General features: G+C 60.8%; 24 protein-coding genes and 1 tRNA gene. 17 read left to right on the top strand and 8 right to left on the bottom strand.

The window, feature by feature from the left end; all coding sequences use genetic code 11:
* Positions 1 to 21: 21 nt before the first annotated feature.
* On the bottom strand, positions 22 to 1,035 hold the full coding sequence (locus tag DXT88_RS17095; RefSeq protein ID WP_016833515.1) for an aldo/keto reductase: 1,014 nt from the start codon (positions 1,033 to 1,035) through the stop codon (positions 22 to 24).
* Positions 1,036 to 1,193: 158 nt separating this feature from the next.
* On the opposite strand from DXT88_RS17095, the gene DXT88_RS17090 reads away from it, so the two are divergent.
* Complete coding sequence (locus DXT88_RS17090; protein WP_016833516.1) at positions 1,194 to 2,081, top strand: LysR family transcriptional regulator; 888 nt, start codon at positions 1,194 to 1,196, stop codon at positions 2,079 to 2,081.
* A 14-nt stretch (positions 2,082 to 2,095) separates the two neighbouring features.
* On the opposite strand, the gene DXT88_RS17085 is transcribed toward DXT88_RS17090, so the two are convergent.
* Positions 2,096 to 2,749 carry a Smr/MutS family protein gene (locus DXT88_RS17085; protein WP_265215191.1) on the bottom strand — a complete coding sequence of 218 codons (654 nt, stop codon included), beginning with the start codon at positions 2,747 to 2,749 and terminating at the stop codon, positions 2,096 to 2,098.
* Between the two features lie 75 nt (positions 2,750 to 2,824).
* On the bottom strand, positions 2,825 to 3,778 hold the full coding sequence (trxB, locus tag DXT88_RS17080) for a thioredoxin-disulfide reductase (RefSeq protein WP_265215189.1): 954 nt from the start codon (positions 3,776 to 3,778) through the stop codon (positions 2,825 to 2,827).
* Positions 3,779 to 4,135: 357 nt separating this feature from the next.
* Here trxB and DXT88_RS17075 point away from each other — a divergent pair, with 357 nt between their 5' ends.
* Complete coding sequence (locus tag DXT88_RS17075; protein ID WP_265215187.1) at positions 4,136 to 6,463, top strand: DNA translocase FtsK; 2,328 nt, start codon at positions 4,136 to 4,138, stop codon at positions 6,461 to 6,463.
* Positions 6,464 to 6,474: 11 nt separating this feature from the next.
* Positions 6,475 to 7,146, top strand: a complete 672-nt coding sequence (gene lolA / locus DXT88_RS17070) for an outer membrane lipoprotein chaperone LolA (protein WP_265215257.1) — start codon at positions 6,475 to 6,477, stop codon at positions 7,144 to 7,146.
* Positions 7,147 to 7,185: 39 nt separating this feature from the next.
* On the opposite strand, the gene fdxA is transcribed toward lolA, so the two are convergent.
* Entirely contained in the window at positions 7,186 to 7,521 is a 336-nt protein-coding gene (gene fdxA / locus DXT88_RS17065; protein ID WP_016833521.1) for a ferredoxin FdxA, read from the bottom strand.
* A gap of 212 nt (positions 7,522 to 7,733) precedes the next feature.
* Between fdxA and DXT88_RS17060 the strand changes: the two genes are divergently transcribed.
* Positions 7,734 to 9,029, top strand: coding sequence for a replication-associated recombination protein A (locus DXT88_RS17060; protein WP_265215185.1), 1,296 nt, complete (start codon positions 7,734 to 7,736; stop codon positions 9,027 to 9,029).
* Positions 9,030 to 9,068: 39 nt separating this feature from the next.
* On the opposite strand, the gene DXT88_RS17055 is transcribed toward DXT88_RS17060, so the two are convergent.
* Positions 9,069 to 9,662: a hypothetical protein gene (locus tag DXT88_RS17055; protein WP_265215184.1), complete on the bottom strand. Its 594-nt coding sequence runs from the start codon at positions 9,660 to 9,662 to the stop codon at positions 9,069 to 9,071.
* Positions 9,663 to 9,861: 199 nt separating this feature from the next.
* Between DXT88_RS17055 and serS the strand changes: the two genes are divergently transcribed.
* The gene (gene serS, locus DXT88_RS17050; RefSeq protein WP_116433551.1) at positions 9,862 to 11,160 is read left to right on the top strand and encodes a serine--tRNA ligase; all 1,299 of its coding nucleotides are present in this window, start codon (positions 9,862 to 9,864) and stop codon (positions 11,158 to 11,160) included.
* A 101-nt stretch (positions 11,161 to 11,261) separates the two neighbouring features.
* Here the strand turns inward: serS and DXT88_RS17045 are convergent, their stop codons facing one another.
* The gene (locus tag DXT88_RS17045) at positions 11,262 to 13,142 is read right to left on the bottom strand and encodes a GGDEF domain-containing protein (protein ID WP_265215181.1); all 1,881 of its coding nucleotides are present in this window, start codon (positions 13,140 to 13,142) and stop codon (positions 11,262 to 11,264) included.
* 28 nt (positions 13,143 to 13,170) lie between these two features.
* On the opposite strand from DXT88_RS17045, the gene DXT88_RS17040 reads away from it, so the two are divergent.
* The 3 genes from DXT88_RS17040 (at position 13,171) to DXT88_RS17030 (ending at position 15,399) form a co-directional block, all read left to right on the top strand.
* Positions 13,171 to 13,320, top strand: a complete 150-nt coding sequence (locus DXT88_RS17040) for a hypothetical protein (RefSeq protein ID WP_265215179.1) — start codon at positions 13,171 to 13,173, stop codon at positions 13,318 to 13,320.
* Between the two features lie 94 nt (positions 13,321 to 13,414).
* Positions 13,415 to 13,504 (top strand) — tRNA-Ser (locus DXT88_RS17035).
* 167 nt (positions 13,505 to 13,671) lie between these two features.
* Positions 13,672 to 15,399, top strand: a complete 1,728-nt coding sequence (locus DXT88_RS17030; RefSeq protein WP_265215177.1) for a GGDEF domain-containing protein — start codon at positions 13,672 to 13,674, stop codon at positions 15,397 to 15,399.
* A 16-nt stretch (positions 15,400 to 15,415) separates the two neighbouring features.
* Here the strand turns inward: DXT88_RS17030 and DXT88_RS17025 are convergent, their stop codons facing one another.
* On the bottom strand, positions 15,416 to 15,841 hold the full coding sequence (locus DXT88_RS17025; RefSeq protein WP_265215175.1) for a MarR family winged helix-turn-helix transcriptional regulator: 426 nt from the start codon (positions 15,839 to 15,841) through the stop codon (positions 15,416 to 15,418).
* Positions 15,842 to 15,949: 108 nt separating this feature from the next.
* Between DXT88_RS17025 and DXT88_RS17020 the strand changes: the two genes are divergently transcribed.
* The 3 genes from DXT88_RS17020 (at position 15,950) to DXT88_RS17010 (ending at position 17,794) form a co-directional block, all read left to right on the top strand.
* Positions 15,950 to 17,149 (top strand): HPP family protein, encoded by a 1,200-nt coding sequence (locus tag DXT88_RS17020; RefSeq protein ID WP_265215174.1) that lies wholly within the window; start codon positions 15,950 to 15,952, stop codon positions 17,147 to 17,149.
* Positions 17,150 to 17,241: 92 nt separating this feature from the next.
* Complete coding sequence (locus DXT88_RS17015; RefSeq protein WP_016833533.1) at positions 17,242 to 17,364, top strand: hypothetical protein; 123 nt, start codon at positions 17,242 to 17,244, stop codon at positions 17,362 to 17,364.
* Between the two features lie 238 nt (positions 17,365 to 17,602).
* On the top strand, positions 17,603 to 17,794 hold the full coding sequence (locus DXT88_RS17010) for a DUF1289 domain-containing protein (RefSeq protein WP_029363286.1): 192 nt from the start codon (positions 17,603 to 17,605) through the stop codon (positions 17,792 to 17,794).
* Between the two features lie 27 nt (positions 17,795 to 17,821).
* On the opposite strand, the gene DXT88_RS17005 is transcribed toward DXT88_RS17010, so the two are convergent.
* The gene (locus tag DXT88_RS17005) at positions 17,822 to 18,505 is read right to left on the bottom strand and encodes a Maf-like protein (protein WP_016833535.1); all 684 of its coding nucleotides are present in this window, start codon (positions 18,503 to 18,505) and stop codon (positions 17,822 to 17,824) included.
* 104 nt (positions 18,506 to 18,609) lie between these two features.
* On the opposite strand from DXT88_RS17005, the gene DXT88_RS17000 reads away from it, so the two are divergent.
* The 6 genes from DXT88_RS17000 (at position 18,610) to fabG (ending at position 23,377) form a co-directional block, all read left to right on the top strand.
* Positions 18,610 to 19,110 (top strand): YceD family protein, encoded by a 501-nt coding sequence (locus DXT88_RS17000; protein WP_265215173.1) that lies wholly within the window; start codon positions 18,610 to 18,612, stop codon positions 19,108 to 19,110.
* Positions 19,111 to 19,220: 110 nt separating this feature from the next.
* Positions 19,221 to 19,403: a 50S ribosomal protein L32 gene (rpmF, locus tag DXT88_RS16995; protein ID WP_006463510.1), complete on the top strand. Its 183-nt coding sequence runs from the start codon at positions 19,221 to 19,223 to the stop codon at positions 19,401 to 19,403.
* A gap of 146 nt (positions 19,404 to 19,549) precedes the next feature.
* A complete protein-coding gene (gene plsX / locus DXT88_RS16990) occupies positions 19,550 to 20,644 on the top strand; it encodes a phosphate acyltransferase PlsX (RefSeq protein WP_016833537.1) in 1,095 nt (364 codons plus the stop codon).
* Positions 20,641 to 21,627, top strand: coding sequence for a beta-ketoacyl-ACP synthase III (locus DXT88_RS16985; protein WP_016833538.1), 987 nt, complete (start codon positions 20,641 to 20,643; stop codon positions 21,625 to 21,627). Before plsX ends, DXT88_RS16985 begins: the two co-directional genes overlap by 4 nt.
* A 47-nt stretch (positions 21,628 to 21,674) precedes the next feature.
* Positions 21,675 to 22,607 (top strand): ACP S-malonyltransferase, encoded by a 933-nt coding sequence (gene fabD, locus DXT88_RS16980; protein ID WP_016833539.1) that lies wholly within the window; start codon positions 21,675 to 21,677, stop codon positions 22,605 to 22,607.
* Positions 22,604 to 23,377 (top strand): 3-oxoacyl-ACP reductase FabG, encoded by a 774-nt coding sequence (gene fabG, locus DXT88_RS16975; protein WP_016833541.1) that lies wholly within the window; start codon positions 22,604 to 22,606, stop codon positions 23,375 to 23,377. Before fabD ends, fabG begins: the two co-directional genes overlap by 4 nt.
* Position 23,378: the final 1 nt, after the last annotated feature.

The following is a 23,378-nucleotide window of genomic DNA, read 5'->3' as shown; positions in this document are numbered from 1 at the left end:
GGTGAGGCGTAGAGCGATGGCCTACTTCTCGCTGTCCAGATGCGCCATCGCATGCGCGGCATAACGATCGCCCGCCGCAGCATCGGCCGGAATGGCTTCTTCGATGCGCGCCAGGTCCTGAGCGGTCAAGGTGAGCTTGAGGGCGCCCAGCGACTCGGCCAGGCGTTCCGGGCGACGCGCGCCGACCAGCGGCACGATGTCGCTGCCTTGCGCCAGCACCCACGCAATTGCGACCTGCGCGGGTGTCGCTTGCTTGTCGGCGGCGACGCTGCGCAGCACGTCGATCAGCGACAGGTTATGCGCCAGGTTGTCGCCCGAGAAGCGCGGACTGTGGCTGCGGAAGTCGTTCGCCGCCAGCTGGCGCGACGGATCCCAGTGGCCGCTGATCAGGCCGCGCGACAGCACGCCGTAGGCCGTGATGCCGATGCCCAGTTCGCGGCAGGTCGGCAGGATGTCCTTTTCGATGCCGCGCGAGATCAGCGAATATTCGATCTGCAAATCGGTGATCGGATGCACGGCATGAGCACGGCGCAAGGTGTCTGCGCCGACTTCCGACAAGCCGATATGACGCACGCGGCCGGCCTTGATTTCTTCGGCAATAGCGCCGACGGTGTCTTCGATCGGTACGGACGGATCGAGGCGCGCCGGACGATAGATGTCGATATGGTCGGTGCCGAGACGACGCAGCGTATAGGCCAGGAAGTTCTTGACTGCCGCCGGGCGGTTGTCCATGCCGACCCAGTTGCCGCCGGCGTCGCGCATGGCGCCGAATTTCACGCTCAGTTGGACCTTGTCGCGACTGTTTCCGCCCTTGCTGCCTGCTCCGCGCAATGCCTCGCGGATCAGCATTTCGTTGTGTCCCATGCCGTAGAAGTCGCCGGTGTCGAGCAGTGTGACGCCGGCGTCCAGCGCGGCGTGGATGGTGGCGATGCCGGCTTGTTCATCTGCCGGGCCGTACAGATCGGACATGCCCATGCAGCCGAGGCCGAGAGCCGACGAAGACAGGCCGTTGCGGCCGAGTATGCGGTGTTCCATGATGATTCCTTCCAATCGAAAATGAGGGGGCGTATCGGTGCCTCTCGGAGTTAGGCGACAGCAGCCGTTCTTTGGCGCATGGACGGTATTATTGGACTTATTGAATTTCGAATAAACGGCGTTAAAATGATTTCTTTATTCGAATATTAATAATTATTATGGATCGCTTGCAGGCAATGGAAGTATTCGTGCGCGTCGCCGAGCTGGGCAGCTTCAGCAAGACTGCCGAGCAGATGGGTTTGCCGGCGGCGACGGTGACCAACGCCATCCAGGCGGTGGAAAAACGCGTCGGCGTGCGCCTGCTGCAACGGACTACGCGCAAGGTCACGCTGACCGACGACGGCGCGGCTTACCTTGAGCGCTGCCAGCGTTTGCTGGCGGAATTCCAGGATGTCGAAAATCTGTTCGACAACGAGCAGCCGCAAGGCGTGGTGCGCGTCGATTTGCCCGAGCGGCTGGCGCACAGGAACGTGATTCCGCGCCTGCCGGAATTTTTCGCGCGCTACCCCGACATTCGCGTCAAGCTCAACGCCAGCGACCGCTTCGTCGACCTGATCGGCGAAGGCGTCGACTGTGTGGTGCGCGTCGGCATCCTCAGCGATTCGACGCTGATTGCGCGCGGCATCGGCGCGATGGAACAGATCACTTGCGCCTCGAAGGCCTATCTCGATCGCCATGGCCGCCCGCGTACGCTGGCCGAGCTGGAGCAGCACACAATGATCAATTATTTTTCCAGCCGCACCGGCCGCGAGCTGCCTTGGGAATACATGCAGAACGGCGAGCTGAAGACACTGAAGCTGCGCGGCCAGGTATCGGTCGCGAGCTCGGAAGCTTACATGGCGTGTTGCCTGGCGGGGCTGGGATTGGTGCAGGCGCCTTTGCTGGGCGCCGAGGACTTGCTGGCGCAGGGCGTGATCGAAGAAGTGTTGCCGGAGTTCAAGCCGCCGCCGTTGCCGGTGGCGATCGTGTACTCGCACAACCGCCATCTGTCGCCGCGCGTGCGCGTGTTTGTCGACTGGCTGGCTGAGATACTGAAAATTCGCTAGCGGCTCTGGCGAATCTAGCGGCCGGCCGGCGCGCTCGATTGCAACAGCACGATCAGCGCACCCGAGCCGCCGTCGGCCGGCTGCGCCTGGCAAAAGGCGACGACTTCTTCCTTCTGCGCCAGCCAGTTGCGCACTTTCTGTTTCAGCACCGGCTCCTTGTTGACCGAGCCCAGTCCTTTGCCGTGGATGATGCGCACGCAGCGCTGGCCGCGCCGGCGCGCCTGGCGCAGGAATTCGCCGAGCGCTTCGCGGGCTTCGTCGCGGCGCAAGCCGTGCAGGTCGAGCTGGTTCTGGATTGTCCAATGGCCGCGCCGCAATTTGCTGAGCACGTCGCTGCCCACGCCGGGACGCGCGAAGCTGAGGTTTTCGTCGGTGTCGAGCAGGGTGTCGAAGGTGAATTCGTCGGACAGCGATTCCATCAGCGCGGCTTGTTCGTCGGCGATGTGGTGGCGCGCGATCGGCAAGGGTTGCGGCGGGAACAGGGCGGCTTTTTCGTTGCTGCGCAGCGGCGCTATCTTGCCGACGCTGCTGCGGAAGATATCGGCTTCGGTGCGCAGGCGCTTTTCATCTTCCAGGCGCTGGCGTTCGGCGGCGAGGCGTGCTTCTTCCTGCGCCTTGAGATCCTTGCGCAGTGACTTGAGCGCCGAAAAATCCTTGATAGTCGCCATGATCGCGCACCGGTGAAAATTGAAAAAGCCCTCCCGCGATGAAGAGGGAGGGCTGAGGATGACAATCTGAGCTAATTACTCCAGGCCTTCCAGATAGCGCTGGGAATCCAGCGCAGCCATGCAGCCGGTGCCGGCGCTGGTGATGGCCTGGCGATAGACGTGATCCTGCACGTCGCCGGCGGCGAACACGCCGTCGATGCTGGTGGCGGTGGCGAAGCCTTCCAGGCCGGTGCGGGTCTTGATGTAGCCGTTGTGCATGTCCAGCTGGCCCTCGAAGATGCCGGTGTTCGGCTTGTGGCCGATGGCGATGAACAGGCCGTGCAGGGTGATCGGCGTGACGCTGCCGTCCTGGGTCGACTTGATTCTGATACCGGTGACACCGCTTTCGTCGCCGACAACTTCGTCGAGTGTGTGGTGCCACTTGATCTCGATCTTGCCTTCGGTAACCTTGTGCAGCAGGCGATCGATCAGGATAGGTTCGGCGCGGAACTTGTCGCGGCGATGGATGATGGTGACCTTGCTGGCGATGTTGGACAGGTACAGCGCTTCTTCGACCGCGGTGTTGCCGCCGCCGACCACGGCGACTTCCTTGCCGCGATAGAAAAAGCCGTCGCAGGTGGCGCAGGCCGACACGCCCTTGCCCATGAAGGCTTCTTCCGAAGGCAGGCCGAGGTATTGCGCCGAAGCGCCGGTGGCGATGATCAGCGCGTCGCAGGTGTATTCGCCGGAGTCGCCGATCAGGCGGAATGGCCGTTCCGACAACCTGGTCGTGTGGATATGATCAAAAATGATTTCCGTGTTGAAACGCTCGGCATGCTGCAGCAGGCGCTGCATCAGTTCCGGGCCTTGCACGCCCATCGGATCGCCGGGCCAGTTTTCGACGTCGGTGGTGGTCATCAGCTGGCCGCCTTGCTCGACGCCGGTGATCAGCACCGGATTGAGGTTGGCGCGGGCCGCGTAGACGGCAGCGCTGTAGCCGGCGGGGCCGGAACCGAGAATCAAAACCTTGGCGTGTTTGGGCGTGGTCATAAAATACTCTTAATGAACTGAACAGAAGCGGGGCGCAGCGGCATAGAAGGAAAATGATGCCGGACTGCCGGATTTCAATGCAGGCGAAAGGATTGTCGACGGCGTTGCCTGCGACGGCGGCTTATGTTGCCGTTTATCCTATATTGCGCTGCAAAACGGTTAAGATTATAGACGAAGCGCCACACCGGCCGATGGAATTACGCTATCCGATCAATAGGGCCGTCTGCGCTGCGATCTGCCTTGCGATCGGCCTGGATTCACCGCCGATTTCCGCGTGTCGGTTTTTCTGCCCGGCAATCGCCGTTACAATGTCGCCTGAGTTAAATGCGCCCCCACAGGCGCGCCAGATAAAGAGTTATGACCAAGACCAGCCAAGCCTATACCCGCAATACCAAAGCCGCCGAAACTCCTCAGCTGCCGAGCCGGCTGGTGCGCCTCCTGTACGAAGCGCGCTGGCTGGCCATGGCGACCTTGCTGGTGTATCTGACGTTGATCCTGCTGACCTATTCGCGCAGCGATCCGGGCTGGTCGGTGGCCAATTCCGTGCCGCACCTGCATAACTGGGGCGGCCGCGTGGGCGCCTGGATGGCTGACCTGATGCTGTACATCTTCGGCATGTCGACCTGGTGGTGGTGCGTGCTGCTGGGGCATTCGATCTGGCGCAGCTATCGCCGCCTCGCCAATCGTTTCCTGATGCAGAAAGAGACCGAACCCGAACATCACCAGGAAGGCCTGATCCGCGCCATCGGTTTCGTGTTCCTGCTGGCCGGCAGCCTCGGCATCGAATACATGCGCATGTACACCATGAAAGCGCCGATGCCGCGGGCGCCGGGCGGCGTGCTGGGTGAAATGATCGGCAGCGCGGCACAGACCTCGCTGGGTTTCACCGGTGCTACGTTATTGCTGTTGCTGTTGTTCGGGCTGGGCTTCAGCCTGTTCTTTCACGTCTCGTGGCTGGCTGCGGTTGAACGCATCGGCGGTGCGATTGAAGACGGCATTTTCTGGATCCGCAATTTCTACTCGGCGCGCGAAGACCGCAAGGTCGGCCATGTTGCCGCCGTCAAGCGTGAAGAAGTCGTGGTGCAGGAGCGCGCCAAGATCGACGAAGCGCCGCCAATCCGCATCGAACCGCAAGTGGTTGCTGTGCCCAGGTCGGAACGCATCGAGAAGGAGCGCCAGACCAGCCTGTTCCAGGATATCGACTCGAGCCTGCCGCCGCTGTCCTTGCTCGACGAAGCGCCGCCGGCGCAGCAGACGGTGTCCGTGGAAACGCTGGAATTCACCAGTCGCCTGATCGAGAAGAAACTGTCCGACTTCGGCGTCGAAGTCAAAGTGGTGGCTGCTTATCCCGGCCCGGTGATTACGCGTTACGAAATCGAACCGGCCACCGGCGTCAAGGGCAGCCAGATCGTCGGCCTCGCGCGCGACCTCGCGCGTTCGCTGTCGCTGACCTCGATTCGCGTGGTGGAAGTCATCCAGGGCAAGAATTACATGGGCCTGGAGCTGCCCAATCCCAAGCGCCAGATCGTGCGCCTGACCGAGATCCTCAGCTCCAAGGTTTACAACGACAGCCATTCCAGCCTGACCATCGCGCTCGGCAAGGACATTGCCGGCAACCCGGTGGTGGCCGATCTCGCCAAGATGCCGCACTTGCTGGTCGCGGGTACGACGGGCTCGGGTAAATCGGTCGGCATCAACGCCACCATCCTGTCGCTGCTGTACAAGTCGACGCCGAAACAGGTGCGCCTGATCCTGATCGATCCGAAGATGCTGGAATTATCTATTTATGAAGGCATCCCGCACCTGCTGGCGCCGGTCGTGACCGACATGCGCCAGGCAGGCCATGCGCTGAACTGGGCCGTGGCCGAGATGGAACGCCGCTACAAGCGCATGTCCAAACTGGGCGTGCGCAACCTGGCCGGCTACAACCAGAAGATCATCGATGCCGACAAGCGCGGCGAGAAAATCCCGAATCCGTTCAGCCTGACCCCGGACGCGCCGGAGCCGCTGGAACAGCTCGAAACCATCGTCATCATCATCGACGAGCTGGCCGACCTGATGATGGTGGTCGGCAAGAAGGTGGAAGAATTGATCGCGCGTATCGCACAAAAGGCGCGCGCCGCGGGCATCCATCTGATCCTGGCGACGCAGCGGCCTTCGGTCGATGTCATCACCGGCCTGATCAAGGCCAACGTGCCGACGCGGATTGCCTTCCAGGTCAGCAGCAAGATCGACTCGCGCACGATTCTCGACCAGATGGGGGCGGAAGCGCTGCTCGGCATGGGCGACATGCTGTACATGCCGCCGGGCACCGGCCTGCCGATCCGTGTGCACGGCGCCTTCGTCTCCGATGAAGAAGTCCATCGCGTGGTGGATCACCTGAAAGAGCAGGGGGAACCGAATTACATTGAGGGCATCCTAGAAGGAGGCGTTGCCGAAGATGCCGATGGTGCAGTCGGCGGCGCTGCGGGCGGCGGCGAAGGCGATGAACTCTATGATCAGGCCGTCGCGGTCGTGCTGAAAAACCGCCGGGCCTCGATTTCCCTGGTGCAGCGTCACTTGCGCATAGGCTACAACCGCGCTGCGCGTCTGCTGGAGCAGATGGAACAAAGCGGTCTGGTGTCGACCATGCAATCGAACGGCAACCGGGAAATCCTCGTGCCGGCAGGAAATACTACGGAGTAAAGATGCACACCATGCAAATAAAAATACAGGCATCACCTCTTCTGAAGAAATGGCATGTTGCTGGAGTTACAGTGGCAATCGGCCTGAGCGCGGCGCTGTTCTCGGCGCAGGCCGCGGCGAGCGCGCTGGAGCAGTTCAAGCAGTTCGTGGCGTCCACGCAATCGGCCAAGGGCGAGTTCGTGCAGCGCCTGGTCAAGACCGACAGCGGCACTGTCAAGGTGTCGAATACGTCGAGCGGCAGCTTCGTGTTTTCACGTCCGGGCAAGTTCATCTGGACTTACCAGAAGCCGTATGAGCAAGTCTTGCAGGCCGATGGCGACAAGCTGTTCATTTACGACAAGGACCTGAACCAGGTCACCACCAAGAAACTGGGCAATGCGCTCGGTTCATCGCCGGCCGCCATCCTGTTCGGCAGCAACGACCTGGAAAAGAATTTCACGCTGAAAGAAGGCGGCACCAAGGATGGCATGGAATGGCTGGAAGCCACGCCCAAGACCAAGGACACGACCTTTGACCGGATCGGCATCGCCTTGAAGGACGGCGTGCCGCATGCGATGGAGTTGCGCGATTCGTTCGGGCAGACTTCGCTGCTGTCGTTCACCAACTTCGAGAAGAATCCGCCCTTGAAGGCGACCAGCTTCACCTTCGTCGTGCCCAAGGGCGCCGACGTTTTCAATCAATAAACAAGCGACGTAACGACGAGTAACGAATAACGACGAGGGTCAGATCGAGGTCTTGAGCATGTCGATCTTGCCTTCGACCTCGCGCCATTGGGCGTGGTCGGGCATTGGCGCCTGGGCCTGGGTGATCGGCTTCCAGCCCGGGTGCTTGGCCAGTTTTGCGTTCAGTTCGGTGAAATGGCGCAGGCCTTCGGGCAGGTCGGTTTCGTTGTAGATGGCGCCGACCGGGCATTCCGGTACGCACATCGAGCAATCGATGCAGCCATCCGGATCGATGGCCAGGAAGTTCGGGCCTTCGACAAAACAATCCATCGGGCAGACGCTGACGCAGTCGGTGTATTTGCAGGCGATGCAGGAATCGGTGACGACAAAGGGCATGAGCAGAACGCGCCGGTCGCGCGCCGAATGATGAGTAACGTAAGCAAAATGGCAAGCTGCGGATAGACAGCTTGCCCGGCAACCAGTCCTGTTTCCATCCTGTTTCCGTTCTATCTCCGCAAGCCCGGCAGGATTCTAGCATTCGGACCGATAGCCCGCTGCCGGATCGGTTAGACTGGCAATCCATTTTAATTCCCCAATTTGACCGCTCCATGAATTCCGCGCCGTTAGCCGAACGCCTCCGACCGCACTCCTTTGACGATGTCATCGGCCAGCAGCACCTGCTCGGCGCGGGCAAGCCGCTGCGCGTGGCGTTCGAATCGGGCGAGCCGCATTCGATGATCCTGTGGGGACCGCCGGGTGTCGGCAAGACCACGCTGGCGCGCATCATGGCGGACAGTTTCAATGCCGAATTCATCGCGCTGTCGGCGGTGCTGTCGGGCGTCAAGGACATCCGCGAAGCGGTCGAGCGCGCGGAAGTGATCCGCGCCAATTCCGGCCGCCGCACCATCCTGTTCGTCGATGAAGTGCATCGCTTCAACAAGAGCCAGCAGGACGCTTTCCTGCCGCACGTGGAAAGCGGCCTGTTCACCTTCATCGGCGCGACGACTGAGAATCCCTCGTTTGAAGTCAACGGCGCGCTGCTGTCGCGCGCGGCCGTGTATGTGCTCAAGTCGCTGACGGAAGAAGATCTCGGCGCGCTGATCGATCGTGCTTGCCGCGACGAACTCGACGGCCTCCAATTCGCACCCGAAGCCAGGGAAATGCTGATCGCCAGTGCCGACGGCGACGGCCGCAAGCTGCTCAACAATCTGGAAATCGTGGCGCGCGCCGCTCAGGCGAAGAGCGTCGCCATCGTCGGCACGGAACTGCTGGCGGAATGCCTGGGCGATGCGCTGCGTCGTTTCGACAAGGGAGGCGACGCCTTCTACGACCAGATTTCAGCGCTGCATAAATCGGTGCGCGGCTCCAGTCCCGACGGCGCCTTGTACTGGCTCACGCGCATGCTCGACGGCGGCACCGATCCGCGTTACCTGGCGCGCCGCATCGTGCGCATGGCGTGGGAAGACATCGGCCTGGCCGATCCGCGCGCCATGACGATCGCCAACGACGCCGCCGCGACGTATGAGCGCCTCGGTTCGCCGGAAGGCGAACTGGCGTTAGCGCAGGCGGTGATTTATCTGGCGATTGCGGCCAAGAGCAACGCCGGCTACATGGCCTACAACCAGGCCCGCGCCTTCGTCGCCAAGGACAAGTCGCGCGGCGTGCCGGAGCACTTGCGCAATGCGCCGACCAAGCTCATGAAGCAACTGGGTTACGGCAAGCTGTATCGTTACGCCCATGACGAGCCGGAAGGCTATGCCGCCGGCGAGACCTATCTGCCGGACGGCATCCCCGATCCGCACTGGTACCAGCCGGTGCCGCGCGGGCTCGAGGCCAAGATCGGCGACAAGATGGCGCATCTGCGCGAGCTTGATCGCGAGTACAAGAAGAACAACAAGGATTGACCCGGGCGGCAATGCATAGACCGCATTGCGCCGGCAGATTCAAACGGTTTTTTTCCACACCTCGAACACGCCCTCCATTGCCCCCATCGCCGCAATCACTGCAGCATAGGTGGCGTCGTTGTCGTAGCCCGGCAATTTCACCTTGAACTCTTCCATCAGGCTTTCCAGCCCCGGCGTGTCGTTGGGCAGGCGGATGCCGCCTTTGGCGGTGGCGAGCATCCAGTAGGGCATCGGCAGGAAATCGTCGCCGATAGTGATGACGATACGCTCGACGTCTTGCCAGGCGATGTTTTCCAGTTCGGCGCCGGCGCGGGCGGTCTTGATGAATTCATCGTCGAACGCCACCGTCACCGGTTTGGCGCGCGCTGCGGCGCGCTTGGCCGGACGCAGGTCGGCGGCGCTGGGACCTGCGTTGATCTTCCATTTGGTTGATTCAGGCGTCGGGAACAGGCGGTTCTTGACGCGTTGCCCGAAGGCGAACATGGCGCCGAAGGCGAGCCCGGTCAGCACGCCGTAGCCGATGCTCGAACCGGTCAGGGCGAATTGCGAACCGGCCCAGATGGCGCAGCAGGCGGACAGGGCGAAGCCGATCAGGTAGGCGATCAAGGGCGGCTGGGAGGGTTTGTCGGACATGGCGGGTTCCTGTGGTGGTCCTGAACATTGGCGGCAATGGTAACGCAAGCACGTGTGCCGTTGGCCGCAGGCCACGCTATTTTTCGCGCATTTTTTGTTCGTTGAGCCGGCAGCCGGCGAGGATGGTCAATGTCCTTGGTACAATCTCGTTGTTACTACATTCATCGCATTTACTTCGTATTTACTTATCTGGCACTCCATGATCGACATCCAACTTCTTCGTAAAGACATCGACAATGTCGCCGCCCGTCTGGCCGCGCGCAAATTCCAGCTCGATGTCGCCGCTTTCAATGCACTCGAAGGCGAGCGCAAGCAGATCCAGACCCGCACTGAAGAATTGCAGGGCAAGCGCAACAGCCTGTCCAAGCAGGTCGGCATGCTCAAGGGCAAGGGCGAAGACGCCTCGGCGGTGATGGCGGAAGTGTCCGGCATCGGCGATGAACTCAAGGCATCCGCCGCACGCCTGGAAGAAGTGCAGGTGCAACTGAGCGACTTCCTGCTGACCCTGCCGAACTTGCCGCACGAATCCGTGCCGGCCGGCGCCGATGAAAGCGGCAACGTCGAACTGCGCAAGGTCGGCACGCCGCGCACCTTCGATTTTGAGGTCAAGGACCACGTCGACGTCGGCGCCGCGCTCGGCCTCGACTTCGATGTCGCCACCAAGCTCACCGGTTCGCGCTTCGCCGTCATGAAGGGCGGCATCGCCCGCCTGCATCGTGCGCTCGCGCAATTCATGCTCGACACGCACACGCTGGAGCACGGCTACACCGAGTGCTACACGCCTTACATCGTCAACGCCGATTCGCTGCGCGGCACCGGCCAGTTGCCGAAGTTCGAAGCCGATCTGTTTGCGGCCAAGAAGGGCGGACAAGAGGGCGACTCCAGCGACAACGCTGCGCTCTACCTGATCCCGACCGCCGAGGTGCCGTTGACCAACCTGGTGCGCGACGAGATCGTGGCCGGCGACACGCTGCCGCTGAAGATGACTGCGCATTCGCCGTGCTTCCGTTCGGAAGCCGGCAGCTACGGCCGCGACACGCGCGGCATGATTCGTCAGCATCAGTTCGACAAGGTAGAAATGGTCCAGATCGTGCATCCGGAAAAATCCTACGAAGCGCTGGACGAGATGCTCGGCCACGCCGAAAACATCCTCAAGAAGCTCGGCCTGCCATACCGCGTGATCACGCTGTGCACCGGCGACATGGGCTTCGGCGCAGCCAAGACCTTCGACATCGAAGTCTGGCTGCCGGCGCAGAACACTTACCGTGAAATCTCGTCGGTGTCGAACTGTGAAGCCTTCCAGGCGCGTCGCATGCAGGCGCGTTTCCGCAATCCCCAGGGCAAGCCGGAACTGGTGCACACGCTCAACGGCTCCGGCCTGGCGGTCGGCCGCACCTTGGTGGCGGTGCTGGAAAACGGCCAGCAGGCCGACGGCAGCGTGACGATTCCGGAGGTATTGCGTCCTTACATGGGCGGACTGGAAAAGCTGGCGCCGTAAGCCGCGCAATCCAGGAAATCCACGCCGCACCATGAAAAATGGCTGATGTCCGCAGGGGCATCAGCCATTTTTTATGTGCCGTCGTGGCTATTTGAGATCGTTTACATTGCCCATGAGAAAGTCGCCGGCACGCGCCGCTCGATGAAGAGGCTGTTGCCCGGCGTCTTCTTGGCCTGCTTCTTGGCCTTGGTCGCCGCCGAGGCGATCTGGTGTGGCGATGAGTATTGCGAGGGTTCGATTTTTACCGCGCCCAGCGAGAGGCTCACCAGCGGATGCAGCACGCGGTTGCCCTGGCGATCTTCGCTGTAGTAGCCGCCGCGTTCCTTGTCTTCGACATAGTAAAAGCTTTGCGAGGCGACCGCGAACGCCTCCAGCATCGCCTTGCAGCGATGTTCCCAGTCTTCGCTCTGGAACATGATCAGGAAATCGTCGCCGCCGATGTGGCCGATGAAGTCCAGCTGCGTGTCGCAGAACTGGCTCAGGGTGCGGCCGGTCAGCTGGATCATGTCGTCGCCCTTGCGATAACCGTAGACGTCGTTGAAGGGCTTGAAGTTGTCGAGGTCGCAGTAGCAGATGCAAAACTCGACGCCGCTTTGCAGCAGGAATTCGATGTGTTCGTTGATCGGCACGTTGCCCGGCAATTGCGTCAGCGGATTGGCATAGCGCGCCGCTTCGATCTGCATTTGCGTGATTTCGCGCAGCAGGTCGTGGCCGGTGCCCATGCCGACGTACTGGCCCTGGTCGACGATGATGAAGCCGTTCGACAAGTGATGCGATTCGGCCTGGACCAGGATATGGCTGAGGTCTTGCAGGCTGGTGTCCTGTTCGGTCAGCAGCGGATTGGGATCCATGAAGAAGGTGCAGGACTTCTTGCCGTACAGCTCGCGGCCGTACAGGCGGGCGAAGCGCTCGACCATGCTGTAGCGGTTGATCAGGCCGACCGGGATACCGTTGCTCACCACCGGCAGCGCCTGCAATTGCGGATCGTTGACGAACAGGTTGTAGACCTCGTCGTTGGATACATCGGGCGCGACGTACAGGCTTTCGCGCAGCAGCTTGAAAACGGTGGTGCTCTTCTTGCCGGGACCATATTTTTGCGTCGCCAGCGGCACCTTGTCGCGGCGCAGGACCTTGCTGATGTCGTCGCCGACCACGGTCTTCGGATTGGCGTGCGGGCGGGCGATGTGATAACCCTGGCCGCAGGCGATGCCGAGGTCGCGGATGGTCAGCAGTTCGGCCTGGGTTTCGATGCCTTCGGCGATGACGATGGAGCCGGACTTTTCGGCGATCTCCTGGATCGAGCGCACGAACTGCAATTTCATCGGGTCGTTGTTGATGCCTTGGATGAAGTGCATGTCGACCTTGACGTATTCCGGCTGCAGCTCGGACCACAGGCGCAGGCTGGAGAAGCCTTCGCCGAGATCGTCGATGGCGATCTGGAAACCCATGTTGCGGTAATGCATGGCGGCGTTGCGCAGCAGCGTGTAATCGTAGGTCGGTTCGTTCTCGGTCAGTTCGATGATGATGCGCTGAGGATTGATGCCAAGTTTTTCGAGATGGCGCAGGGTCTCGCCCTGGATCGCTTCGGGCTGCACCAGCGCACCCGGGCTGACATTGAGGAACAGGTTGCCCGGCAGGCCGGATTGGGCGAACTGCGCCATGACGATATGGCGGCACAGGTGTTCCACCTGCACCGACAGCTTGTTGGCGCGCGCCACCTTGAACAGGTTCAGCGGCGAATGCAGCGGGCTGTTGGAGGGGCCGCGAATCAGGCCTTCGTAGCCGACGATCTCGCCGCTACGCATGCGGATGATGGGCTGGAACAGCGCCGTCAGGCTGCGCTGGGCAATGATTTCGTGCAAATGCGACAGCAGTTGTGACTCTTGCTGTTCGGACGCCAGCTGGGCATTGTCCGGCTCGCCCAAGATGACAGGCAAGGGCGGAACATGGTGGTCGAAGTCATGTGAGGCGAATGGGGCCATGTCAGGTCCAGTGGGTCCAGCAGTAGAGATGAGAAAGAGTGCCGATGGCATGTCGGAAGCTTGCCAAACTGCTTGCCCAATGCGCACGAGCGCCGGGCAACACCTGATCGTAGAGAAGATTTATGACAAGATGATGATGCGTAAATTATTTTCGATGGCGCGCGAGGAAAATATTTGAAGATTTATAAGGAAGGCTCTTTCCATCTTCAAATTGGTTCTGCTATAATCTTTTGCTTTGCTGCCCCAGGGTAAGCAATTCGACTAAGTTAACCGGAGAGGTGGCAGAGTGGTCGAATGTACCTGACTCGAAATCAGGCGTACGTTAAATCGTACCGTGGGTTCGAATCCCACCCTCTCCGCCAGAATCAAGCACAAACGCCCGCTCCATGCGGGCGTTTTGCTATCCGCCTGCATTATCGTTTCCTGTCATCAATCTGCCTGATTATCACGGTATCACGGCGGGTTTCATTGCATTCTTGATAATAATTAATGTGCCCGGCTGAATCGTCATGGGCATCCGGGGTTCTCAATGTCGCTGAATCGCCTGTTCTGGCTTGTCTCCGTCGCGCTGATGCTGCTGTTTTCCGTGCTCGCCGCGCGCATCGTGCTGATCGAGTGGGAAGCCTACCGGCGCGGTGCGCGCAGTGTCGACGCCGTGCGCGTGGTGCAACTGACGATGCTGGCGATGGAAAAGGTCTCGATCGAACGCGGACCATCGAATGCCCTCATGGGCGGTGAGGGCGATGCCTTGCCGGCGTTGCGCAAGCGGCTCGACGAGGCGCGGCGGAATAGCGATGAGGCGCTGTTCCGCGTGCTCGACAGCCTGCGCCAGGAGGCGGACGTCCGCTATGCGCCGGCGATCCGCAAGATCGAGGCGGTGCGCCAGGCGCTGGGGCCGGCGCGCGATCGCGTCGATCAGCAGGTCGGACTGGTCAAGTGGCAGCGCTCGTCGCGCGAAATCACCGAGGCGGTCGACGGCATGGTCGCGCTGATTCCCATGCTGGTGTCGTCGGTAGCCGATTTGTCGAGCATCGCCATCCAGGCCGATCCGGAGGTGCTGGACGGCCTGACCGGCATGCGGGTGGCGGCCAGCTTGCGCGAATACGCCGGCCAGGTCGGTTCCAAATTCACCGCGCCGGTCATCATGCGGCGTCCGCTGACCAAAAACGAAGTGATCGAAATCGGCAAGCTCTACGGTCGCATCGAGCAGTTGCGCACCTTGCTCGACATCCAGATGCGCGCCTACAAGGACAACCCGGCGTTCCGCACGGCGCTGTCCGATCTCGACACCCAGTATTTCGGACAGGGTTTTCCCTTCCTCGACGGCTTGCTGCAGACCGGCCTGCTGTCCGGTTCATACGAAGTCAACACGGCCGAACTGGCAGCGCGCTATGTTCCGCCCATGGGATCGATTCTGCGGCTGCGCGATGCGATCCTGGTTGACCTGATCCGCGAGGCGGAAATCCGCCACCGCCAGGCGTTCAATCTGTTGATCGGTGCGATCACGATGACATTGTTCGCCTTCATTTTCTTTTTCCTGTTGCTGTACCTGGTGCGTCAGCGCGTGCTGCGGCCGGTCTTGAAGGCGACGCAACTGGTGGTCGGTCTGGCCGAAGGAAATCACGACGCGCCGATCCCGCAAGCGCGCCACAAAGATGAAATCGGCGACATGCTGCGCGCATTGCATGTGCTCAAGGCGCGCAGCCTGGAGCGCATCAGCCTGGCCGGTGAGCGGGAAACGCTGATCGAGCAGTTGCAACTGTCGTCCAATACCGATTTCCTGACTGGCGTGCTGAACCGCCGCGCCTTCTTTGCGCACAGCGAGCAGCAACTCGCGATTGCGCAGCGCTACGGGCGCAACCTGGCGCTGGTGCTGCTCGACATCGACCACTTCAAGCGCTTCAACGACAATTACGGCCACCTTGTCGGCGACGATATCCTGCGCAATGCCGTGCAGAAGATCGCCCAGTTGTTGCGCAAGATGGATGTGTTCGCACGCTACGGCGGCGAGGAGTTCATCATCTTGCTGCCCGAGGCGGATCTGGAACAGGGCATTGCAGTCGCGGAGAAATTGCGCGTGATGCTGGCGACGCAGGCATTTGCGCTCGATGACGGTCGCGAGATTGGCATCACTGCCAGTTTTGGCGTCACCGCGCTGGGTGCAGGGGAAAGTCTCGATCAGTTGATCCGGCAGGCCGACGAAGCGCTCTACGCCGCCAAGCACAAGGGGCGCAACCGCGTCGAACGGGCCGGCTGATTTTGTTGCAGGGACTTCAATCGCGGTCGTTGAAGGCCGAGATGTGCGAAACCTGAAATACGCTCGATAGCGAATGCAATTCGTTGCGATGCAATTGCGCCAGGCGATGCAGGTATTGTTCGCCGGTTTCCGTCAGCCGCACCTGGACCAGGCGCTTGTCTTTATCGTCCTGGGTACGCGTCACCAATCCCGCTTTTTCGCAGCGCGTCACCAGCGCCACCGCGCCATGATGCTGAGACTGCAAGCGCTCGGCGAGTTCGCTGATGCTGGCCCAGTCGCGTCCGGGAAACCCCTTGATATGCAGCATCAACAGGTATTGCAGCGGCGTCAGCCCTTCGCTTTGCGCGGCGTCCTCGCTGAAGCGGATGAAGCGGCGCAACTGATAGCGGAATTCCGAAAGCGCTTCGAAGTCGTCTTTTTGCAGGCGTGCGGGTGTTTTCATTGGCGAAGGTCAGGTGCTGCGAATAAACGAATAAATAAATCGGAAAATGGCAAGATATATCATCTTGTGATGTAATTGCGGATTGACGTTATTCTGAAATAGGTTGGCATGCGCGATTCTATCCTGCAATGGTTGAGAAGTTTCATTCCGCAAAAAACCGCGGTGGATCGCTTCGAGCGCATGCGCGCCAGCGCCGGAGCGCTGTTCGGGATCCTGCTGACGGGTTTGCTGAGCTATCTGATTCTGCCGCACAACGCGGCCGCGATTTGGTTGATCGCCCCCATGGGTGCCTCCGCCGTGTTGCTGTTCGCGGTCCCGTCCAGCCCCCTGGCGCAGCCGTGGTCGATCATCGGCGGCAATCTGGTGGCGGCGCTGGTCGGCGTGACGTGCGCCAAACTGATCGGCGAGCCGGCGCTGGCGGCGGCGCTGGCCATTGCGCTGGCGATAGCCTGCATGTTTGCGTTGCGCTGCATTCATCCGCCCAGCGGTGCGGTGGCGTTGACGGCGGTGCTGGGCGGGCCGGCGGTACATGGGATGGGTTATGGCTTCGTGTTGTCGCCGGTGCTGCTCAATTCCTTTTTGTTGCTGGTGATGGCGCTGTTTTTCAACAATGCGACGCGCCGCCGCTATCCGCACGCGCAGCAGAGCGAGCATCGCAACAACGTGCACCAGACTCATGACGTCGCGCCGAGCGCGCGACTGGGTTTCACGCATGAAGACCTGGATGCGGTACTGCGCCGCTACAACCAGGTGCTCGACATCAGCCGCGACGACCTTGAGGAAATCCTTCAGCAAACCGAGATGGAAGCCTACCGGCGTCGTTTCGGCGAGACCGTGTGCGCTGACATCATGTCCAGCGATGTTGTCTCGGTTGAGTTTTCGACCGAGCTGGCCGAGGCTTGGCGGCAGATGCGCGCGCATCGCCTGCAGGCCTTGCCGGTGGTGGATCGTGCGCGTCGCGTGATCGGCATCGTGACCAAGACGGATTTCCTCCAGCATGCCGGCACCCACGATTATGAAAAACTGGGCGACAAGTTGCGTTCCTTCCTGCAACGCACCCCGCATACGCATTCGGCCAAGGCGGAAGTGGTCGGGCAGATCATGAGCAAGTCGGTGAAGACGGCCTCGGTGCATCTGCCCATCGTCCAGCTGGTGCCGCTGATGGCGGACGAGGGTGTGCACCAGATCCCGGTGATTGACGACGAGCGTCGGCTGGCAGGCATGGTGACGCAATCGGACATGGTGGCGGCGTTGTACGTGAACAATCTGGCGCGTGCGCGCGGCGGTTTGCGTGTGGTGGCTTCGTAGCGAGGTTTTAAGCTCCCGAACCATTTGGACGAGAGGCGTCTAAAATCTAGGAATGGAGAGGGTTCGCACCAACACCCAAACAGGAGATCGCCATGCGCCATGCCGTTCTGATTGCCGTCGTCGCCATTGCCGTGCTGGCCGCCGCCTGCCAGCGCAAGGACAAGCCGCCTACGCCCACGGTGTCGCTGGCGCCGGTGGTGCAAGTGCCGGCTTGAGGGGGTGAGTTATTTCATTTGTGAATATCTGCTATTGGAACAATAAAGCAGACGAGGAGAGGGCGTGTCGCTATAGTTGCACCTGTCTCCTCCAATTCTCCTCCTTAAGAAGATTGGATTCAGCCCGCAACCTCAGGTTCGCGGGCTTTTTTTTGTCCTGAAATTTGTACGCCGGGAATGCTTTCGTGCTTCTTGGTAAGATGTCGGCAAGCCCCACGCAGTCCTTGTAAAGATATCCATGTCCCACAGTCCTCCCGAACGTCCCGATACCCCTTGTGTCGCCGTCTGCTCCACCACTTTTGACGATGTATGCCGCGGTTGCGGCCGCACCGTGTCGGAAGTCGCGCATTGGGTGTTCATGACCGAGGAGGAAAAAGATGCGGTCTGGATACGCATCACCGCCGAGGGATATCCGCGCCGCAAGTCTTGAGCGGCTTGGGCGCGCTTGCGGCTCGTACTAATCTGGAAGAGCTGTTGAAGCAGAAGAAGGCGGAAACCCTGGTGATCGTCGGCAAATAACGCCGGAGGCGGCAACGCCAAAAAACGGCATGCCCGCCTTGCGCAGCATGCCTGTCAACGCAATCATCGGCAATCCGGTGAGGGCGGTCGGGTCGGTGCTGTCGATCCTTTCCAGGATGGCGATTCCCAGGCCTTCGTTCTTGGCGCTGCCGGCACAGTCATAGGGTTGTTCGATGCGCAGGTAGGCGTCCAGCTCGGCGTCCGGCAGATCGCGGAAGGTGACGAAGGTCTGGATATTTTCGATCTGAATGACCGGAGCCTCGGGATTGCGGTGATCCGACAGGCATAGCGCCGTATGGAAAATTACGCGGCGGCCGCGCATTTTGATAAGTTGCTTCATGGCATTGGCGTGATTGCCGGGTTTGCCGATTTGTTCGCCGTCGAGCGTGGCGACCTGGTCCGAGCTGATGATCAGCGCGTCTGGATGGCGCTGCGCGACGGCATCGCCTTTCCAGCGCGCCAGGCGTAATGCGGTGGCCTCCGGGCTTTCGCCTGCCGCCGGGGTTTCATCGATGTCGGGCGCAATCACCTCGAAGGGAAGTTGCAGCCGGGACAGGAGTTCGCGCCGGTAGATCGAGCTGGAGGCCAGGATGAGGCGGGGCAGGGCGGGAGTTTTGGGCATTATGCGACAGCAAGGTGGCAGTGTTCGCGAAAAATACGCTAACACTTTGACGAATAAGGGAAAACGCTGTTATTATCGCAGGTTTTCCGGATTCAGCTTTCGCCATGAGTGCTTTTGTGATCGACGCATTTGAATTTAGTCGGCTCAAGGAGCAGGCCGAGGGCGAGCTCGCGGTGGCCGATATGGCGCGCCTGGCGGGCGAAACGGCCGATCGCGCCGGCGTTCTCAAATGGTCGCTGAGCGGCGGCGCCGACAAGGTCGGTCATCCGCAATTGAAGCTTTCCGTCTCCGGCCAGGTCAATCTGGTGTGCCAGCGGTGCCTGACTGCGATGCCTTTCACGGTGTCGTCCGAGTCGGTGCTGGTATTGGCCAAGGATGAAGAATCTGCCGACGCCATTGAAGAATTGCTCAACGATGAGTCGATTGACGTGATCGTCGGCGAGGCCGAATTCAATGTCGGTTATCTCGTAGAGGACGAGGCATTGCTTGCCTTGCCGGTGGCGCCCAAGCATGACGTCTGCCCTGCGCAGGCGGAGTCGGGGGCTGCAGCTGCAGCGGTTGAGAAGGTGTCGCCGTTTTCGGTATTGAAGAATTTGAAGCAGTAAAAGCAGGCGGCGGGTTTTTTCTGCCGGATGGATGTAAGGATTCTCGGTTGGGCAGTGAGTTTGCTGGCCGGATATGTTAAAATTTTAGAACTTAAGATTCAGGAGTTATCATGGCTGTTCAGCAAAACAAAAAGACCCCATCGAAGCGCGGTATGCATCGTGCACACGATTTCCTGACAGCGCCACCGCTGGCAGTCGAGCCGACAACTGGTGAAACGCACCTGCGTCACCACATCAGCCCGAACGGTTTCTACCGTGGTCGCAAGGTCCTGAAGACCAAGAACGACGAGTAATCGGAAATTGCTGTTAAGGCGGAATGCGGCGCAATGAATTTTTCAATTGGCGCCGCTTTTTATATGCTGCTTCAGCTTAGCGCGTCATTTTGAATCGCGCCAAATCTGCCCCATAATGCGGGTTGGCAAGGCTCTGAATCAAAACAATGACCATCAAAATTTCCATTGACTGCATGGGCGGCGATCACGGCCCTTCAGTCACTATCCCAGCCGCCATTTCGTTTTTGCAGCGCGAGCCTGACGCCGAGTTGATACTGGTCGGTCAGGAGGAAGCGCTGCGTGCCGCCTTGCGCAAGCACAAGCAAGGCAACATTTCACGTCTGCACGTTCAGCACGCCGCCGAAGTCGTCACCATGGACGATTCGATCGAGGTCGCCCTGCGCCGCAAAAAGGATTCGTCCATGCGCGTCGCGATCAACCTGGTCAAGGAAGGGCGGGCCAGCGCTGCCGTCTCCGCCGGCAATACCGGCGCACTGATGGCGGTCTCGCGCTATGTGCTGAAAACCATCCCGGGCGTCGATCGTCCCGCGATATGCACGATTCTTCCCAATCAAAAAGACGGTCCGACCTACATGCTCGACCTCGGCGCCAACGTCGATTGCGAGCCGCAGCATTTGCATCAGTTCGCGCTGATGGGTTCTGCGCTGGTGTCGGCCATGGAAGGCAAGCCACGTCCTACGGTCGGTCTGCTCAACGTCGGTGAAGAAGAAATCAAGGGCAATGAGGTGGTCAAGCAGACCGCCGAACTGCTCCACGCGGATCACGAAAAAGGCCTGATCAATTTCTACGGCAACGTCGAAGGCAACGACATCTTCGAAGGCACCACCGACATCGTGGTGTGCGACGGTTTTGTCGGCAACGTCACGCTGAAGGCCTCCGAGGGCCTGGGTCGTTTCGTCAAGATCGTGCTCACGACCGAATTCAAAAAAGGCTTCTTCAACAAGCTCGGCGCCCTGATCGCCTATGGCGCCATCAAGGCCCTGTCGCGCCGCCTCAATCCATCCCGCTACAATGGCGCCAGCCTGCTCGGTTTGCGCGGCCTGGTGTTCAAGAGTCATGGCGGCGCCGATGCGTATGCTTTCGAGTGGGCCATTCAGCGCGCTTACGATGCGGCCAAATATGACGTGCTGTCGCGCATCACGACCACTATCGCCGAACTGATTCCACAGGCGGAAGGCGCAGTCGAGCGCGTGAATGCAATCACATCATCAACCGATCTAACAGAACAGAAAACGGTATGACTCTTTATAGCAAAATTGTCGGCACCGGCAGTTACCTGCCACCCAAGCGTGTGACCAACGACGAGTTGGCGCAGCAGCTTGCAAAGAAGGGCATCGAGACTTCCGACGAATGGATTTTTTCGCGCAGCGGCATTTCCGCGCGCCATTACGCCGAAGCCGACGTGCTGTCGAGCGACCTCGCCGTGGCAGCCTCGCAGCGCGCGCTGGAAGCAGCCGGTTTGCAGGCCAATGACATCGATCTGATCATCCTGGCGACATCGACGCCGGATCATCTGGGCGGCTTCCCGAGCACGGCCTGTGTCGTGCAGCGCAAGCTCGGCATCAACAACGGCGGCGCCGCGATGGACGTGCAGGCGGTGTGCAGCGGCTTCGTCTATGCGATGTCGGTGGCGGACAGTTTCATCAAGACCGGCATGCACAAGAACGTGCTGGTGATCGGCGCGGAAGTGTTTTCGCGCATCCTGAATTTCGAAGACCGCACCACCTGCGTCCTGTTCGGCGACGGCGCCGGCGCGATCGTCATGACGGCGTCAAAAGAGCCCGGTATCCTTGCCGCAAAATTGCATGCCGACGGCAGCCACGGCCATATCCTGTGCGTGCCCGGCAACGTCAATGATGGCGCAGTCGCGGGCAATGCCTATTTGTACATGGATGGCCCGGCAGTATTCAAACTGGCGGTGTCGGTGCTCGACAAGGTGGCGCGCGAAGTGCTGGAAATCGCCAAGGTGGATGCGAAAGAAGTCGACTGGCTGATTCCGCATCAGGCCAACATTCGCATCATGCAGGGCACTGCCAGGAAGCTCGGCCTGCCGCTGGAAAAAATGGTGGTGACCGTCGACGAGCACGGCAATACATCGGCCGCTTCGATTCCGCTGGCGTTGGACCAGGCGGTGCGCGACGGTCGCGTCAAGCCGGGCCAGAACGTCATGATGGAAGGCGTCGGCGGCGGCTTCACCTGGGGCGCCGTGCTGGCGCGCATGTAAGCCGGCGCGGCCGGCTTTGAACTGATTTTTCAACGACAAAATAGAGCATGACAACATTTGCTTTTGTTTTTCCGGGCCAGGGTTCGCAGGCCATCGGGATGCTGAATGGCTTTGCCGACAATGAAGTGGTCAAGGCCACTGTTGCGGAAGCCTCCGACGCGCTGCAGTTCGATCTCGGCAAGCTGATCGCCGAAGGTCCGAAAGAGGACCTCGACCTGACCACCAATACCCAGCCGGTCATGCTGACTGCGGCCGTGGCGTTTTACCGCGCCTGGATCGCTGCCGGGGGCAAGGCGCCGGCGCTGGTCGCCGGTCACAGCCTCGGTGAATATTCCGCACTCGTGGCGGCCGGCGTGATCGCGTTCAAGGATGCCGTACCGCTGGTGCGTTTCCGGGCGCAAGCCATGCAGGAAGCCGTGCCGGTCGGGCAGGGCGGCATGGCGGCGATTCTCGGCTTGTCGGATGACGACGTGCGCGCTGCCTGCGCCGAAGCTGCGCAGGGCGACGTGGTCGAAGCCGTCAATTACAATTCTCCCGCGCAAGTGGTGATCGCCGGCAGCAAGGCCGCTGTCGAGCGCGCTTGCGAAATCGCCAAGGCCAAGGGCGCCAAGCGCGCACTGGTGCTGCCGGTTTCGGCGCCGTTCCATTCGTCGCTGCTCAAGCCGGCTTCGGACCGTTTGCAGCAATATCTGGCCGGCGTGCCGTTTTCCGCGCCGCAGATTCCGCTGATCAATAATGTCGACGTCGCCATCGTCAACGATCCCGCCGCCATCAAGGACGCGCTGGTGCGTCAGGCGGCCAGCGCCGTGCGTTGGGTCGAGACCGTACAGAAGATGTCGACGGAAGGCATCACCCACGTGGTTGAATGCGGTCCCGGCAAAGTGCTGGCCGGTTTGACCAAGCGTATCAACGGCGAACTGGTCGGCGAGGCAATCGTTGACCAGGCATCCCTGGACAAAGTATTGGAGCTGCTGAAGTGAGTGATCAAAATCCGCAATACCTGCAAAATCTGCAGAATCAGACTGCATTGGTGACCGGCGCTTCCCGCGGCATCGGACGCGCCATCGCGCTGGAGCTGGTGCGCCAGGGCGCGAAAGTCGTCGGTACGGCAACGTCGGCAGCCGGCGCTGCGGCCATCAGCGAATACCTTGAGCAGGCGCAGCCCGGTTGCGGCAAGGGAGTCGTCCTCAACGTCAATGACGCCGCCGCCTGCAGCGCCGTCATCGACGACGTGCAAAAAGAATTCGGCGGCCTGTCCATCCTCGTCAACAATGCCGGCATCACGCAAGACCAGTTGGCCATGCGCATGAAAGACGAAGAGTGGGATAATGTCATCGCGACCAACCTGACTGCGGTCGGGCGTCTGTCGCGTGCAGTCTTGCGCGGCATGATGAAGGCGCGCAACGGCCGTATCATCAACATCACGTCGGTGGTCGGTTCGGCCGGCAACTCGGGGCAAATGAACTACGCCGCCGCCAAGGCCGGCGTGGCAGGCATGAGTCGTGCGCTGGCGCGTGAAATCGGCAGCCGCAACATTACCGTCAATTGCATCGCGCCGGGTTTCATCGATACCGACATGACCAAGGTGCTGGGCGAGCAGCAGACCGCCGCCTTGCTGCAGCAGATTCCGCTGGGTCGTCTGGGCGCTCCGGAGGACATCGCAGCGGCTGTGGCTTTCCTGGCGTCGCCGCAAGCAGCTTACATCACCGGCACGACCTTGCACGTCAATGGCGGCATGTACATGAATTAAG

Origin of the sequence: Herbaspirillum lusitanum, assembly GCF_026127345.1 — a bacterium.
GTDB lineage: Bacteria > Pseudomonadota > Gammaproteobacteria > Burkholderiales > Burkholderiaceae_D > Herbaspirillum > Herbaspirillum lusitanum.
Note: the sequence above shows the minus strand (reverse complement) of the source record. Positions and strands in the feature narration are given on the sequence as shown.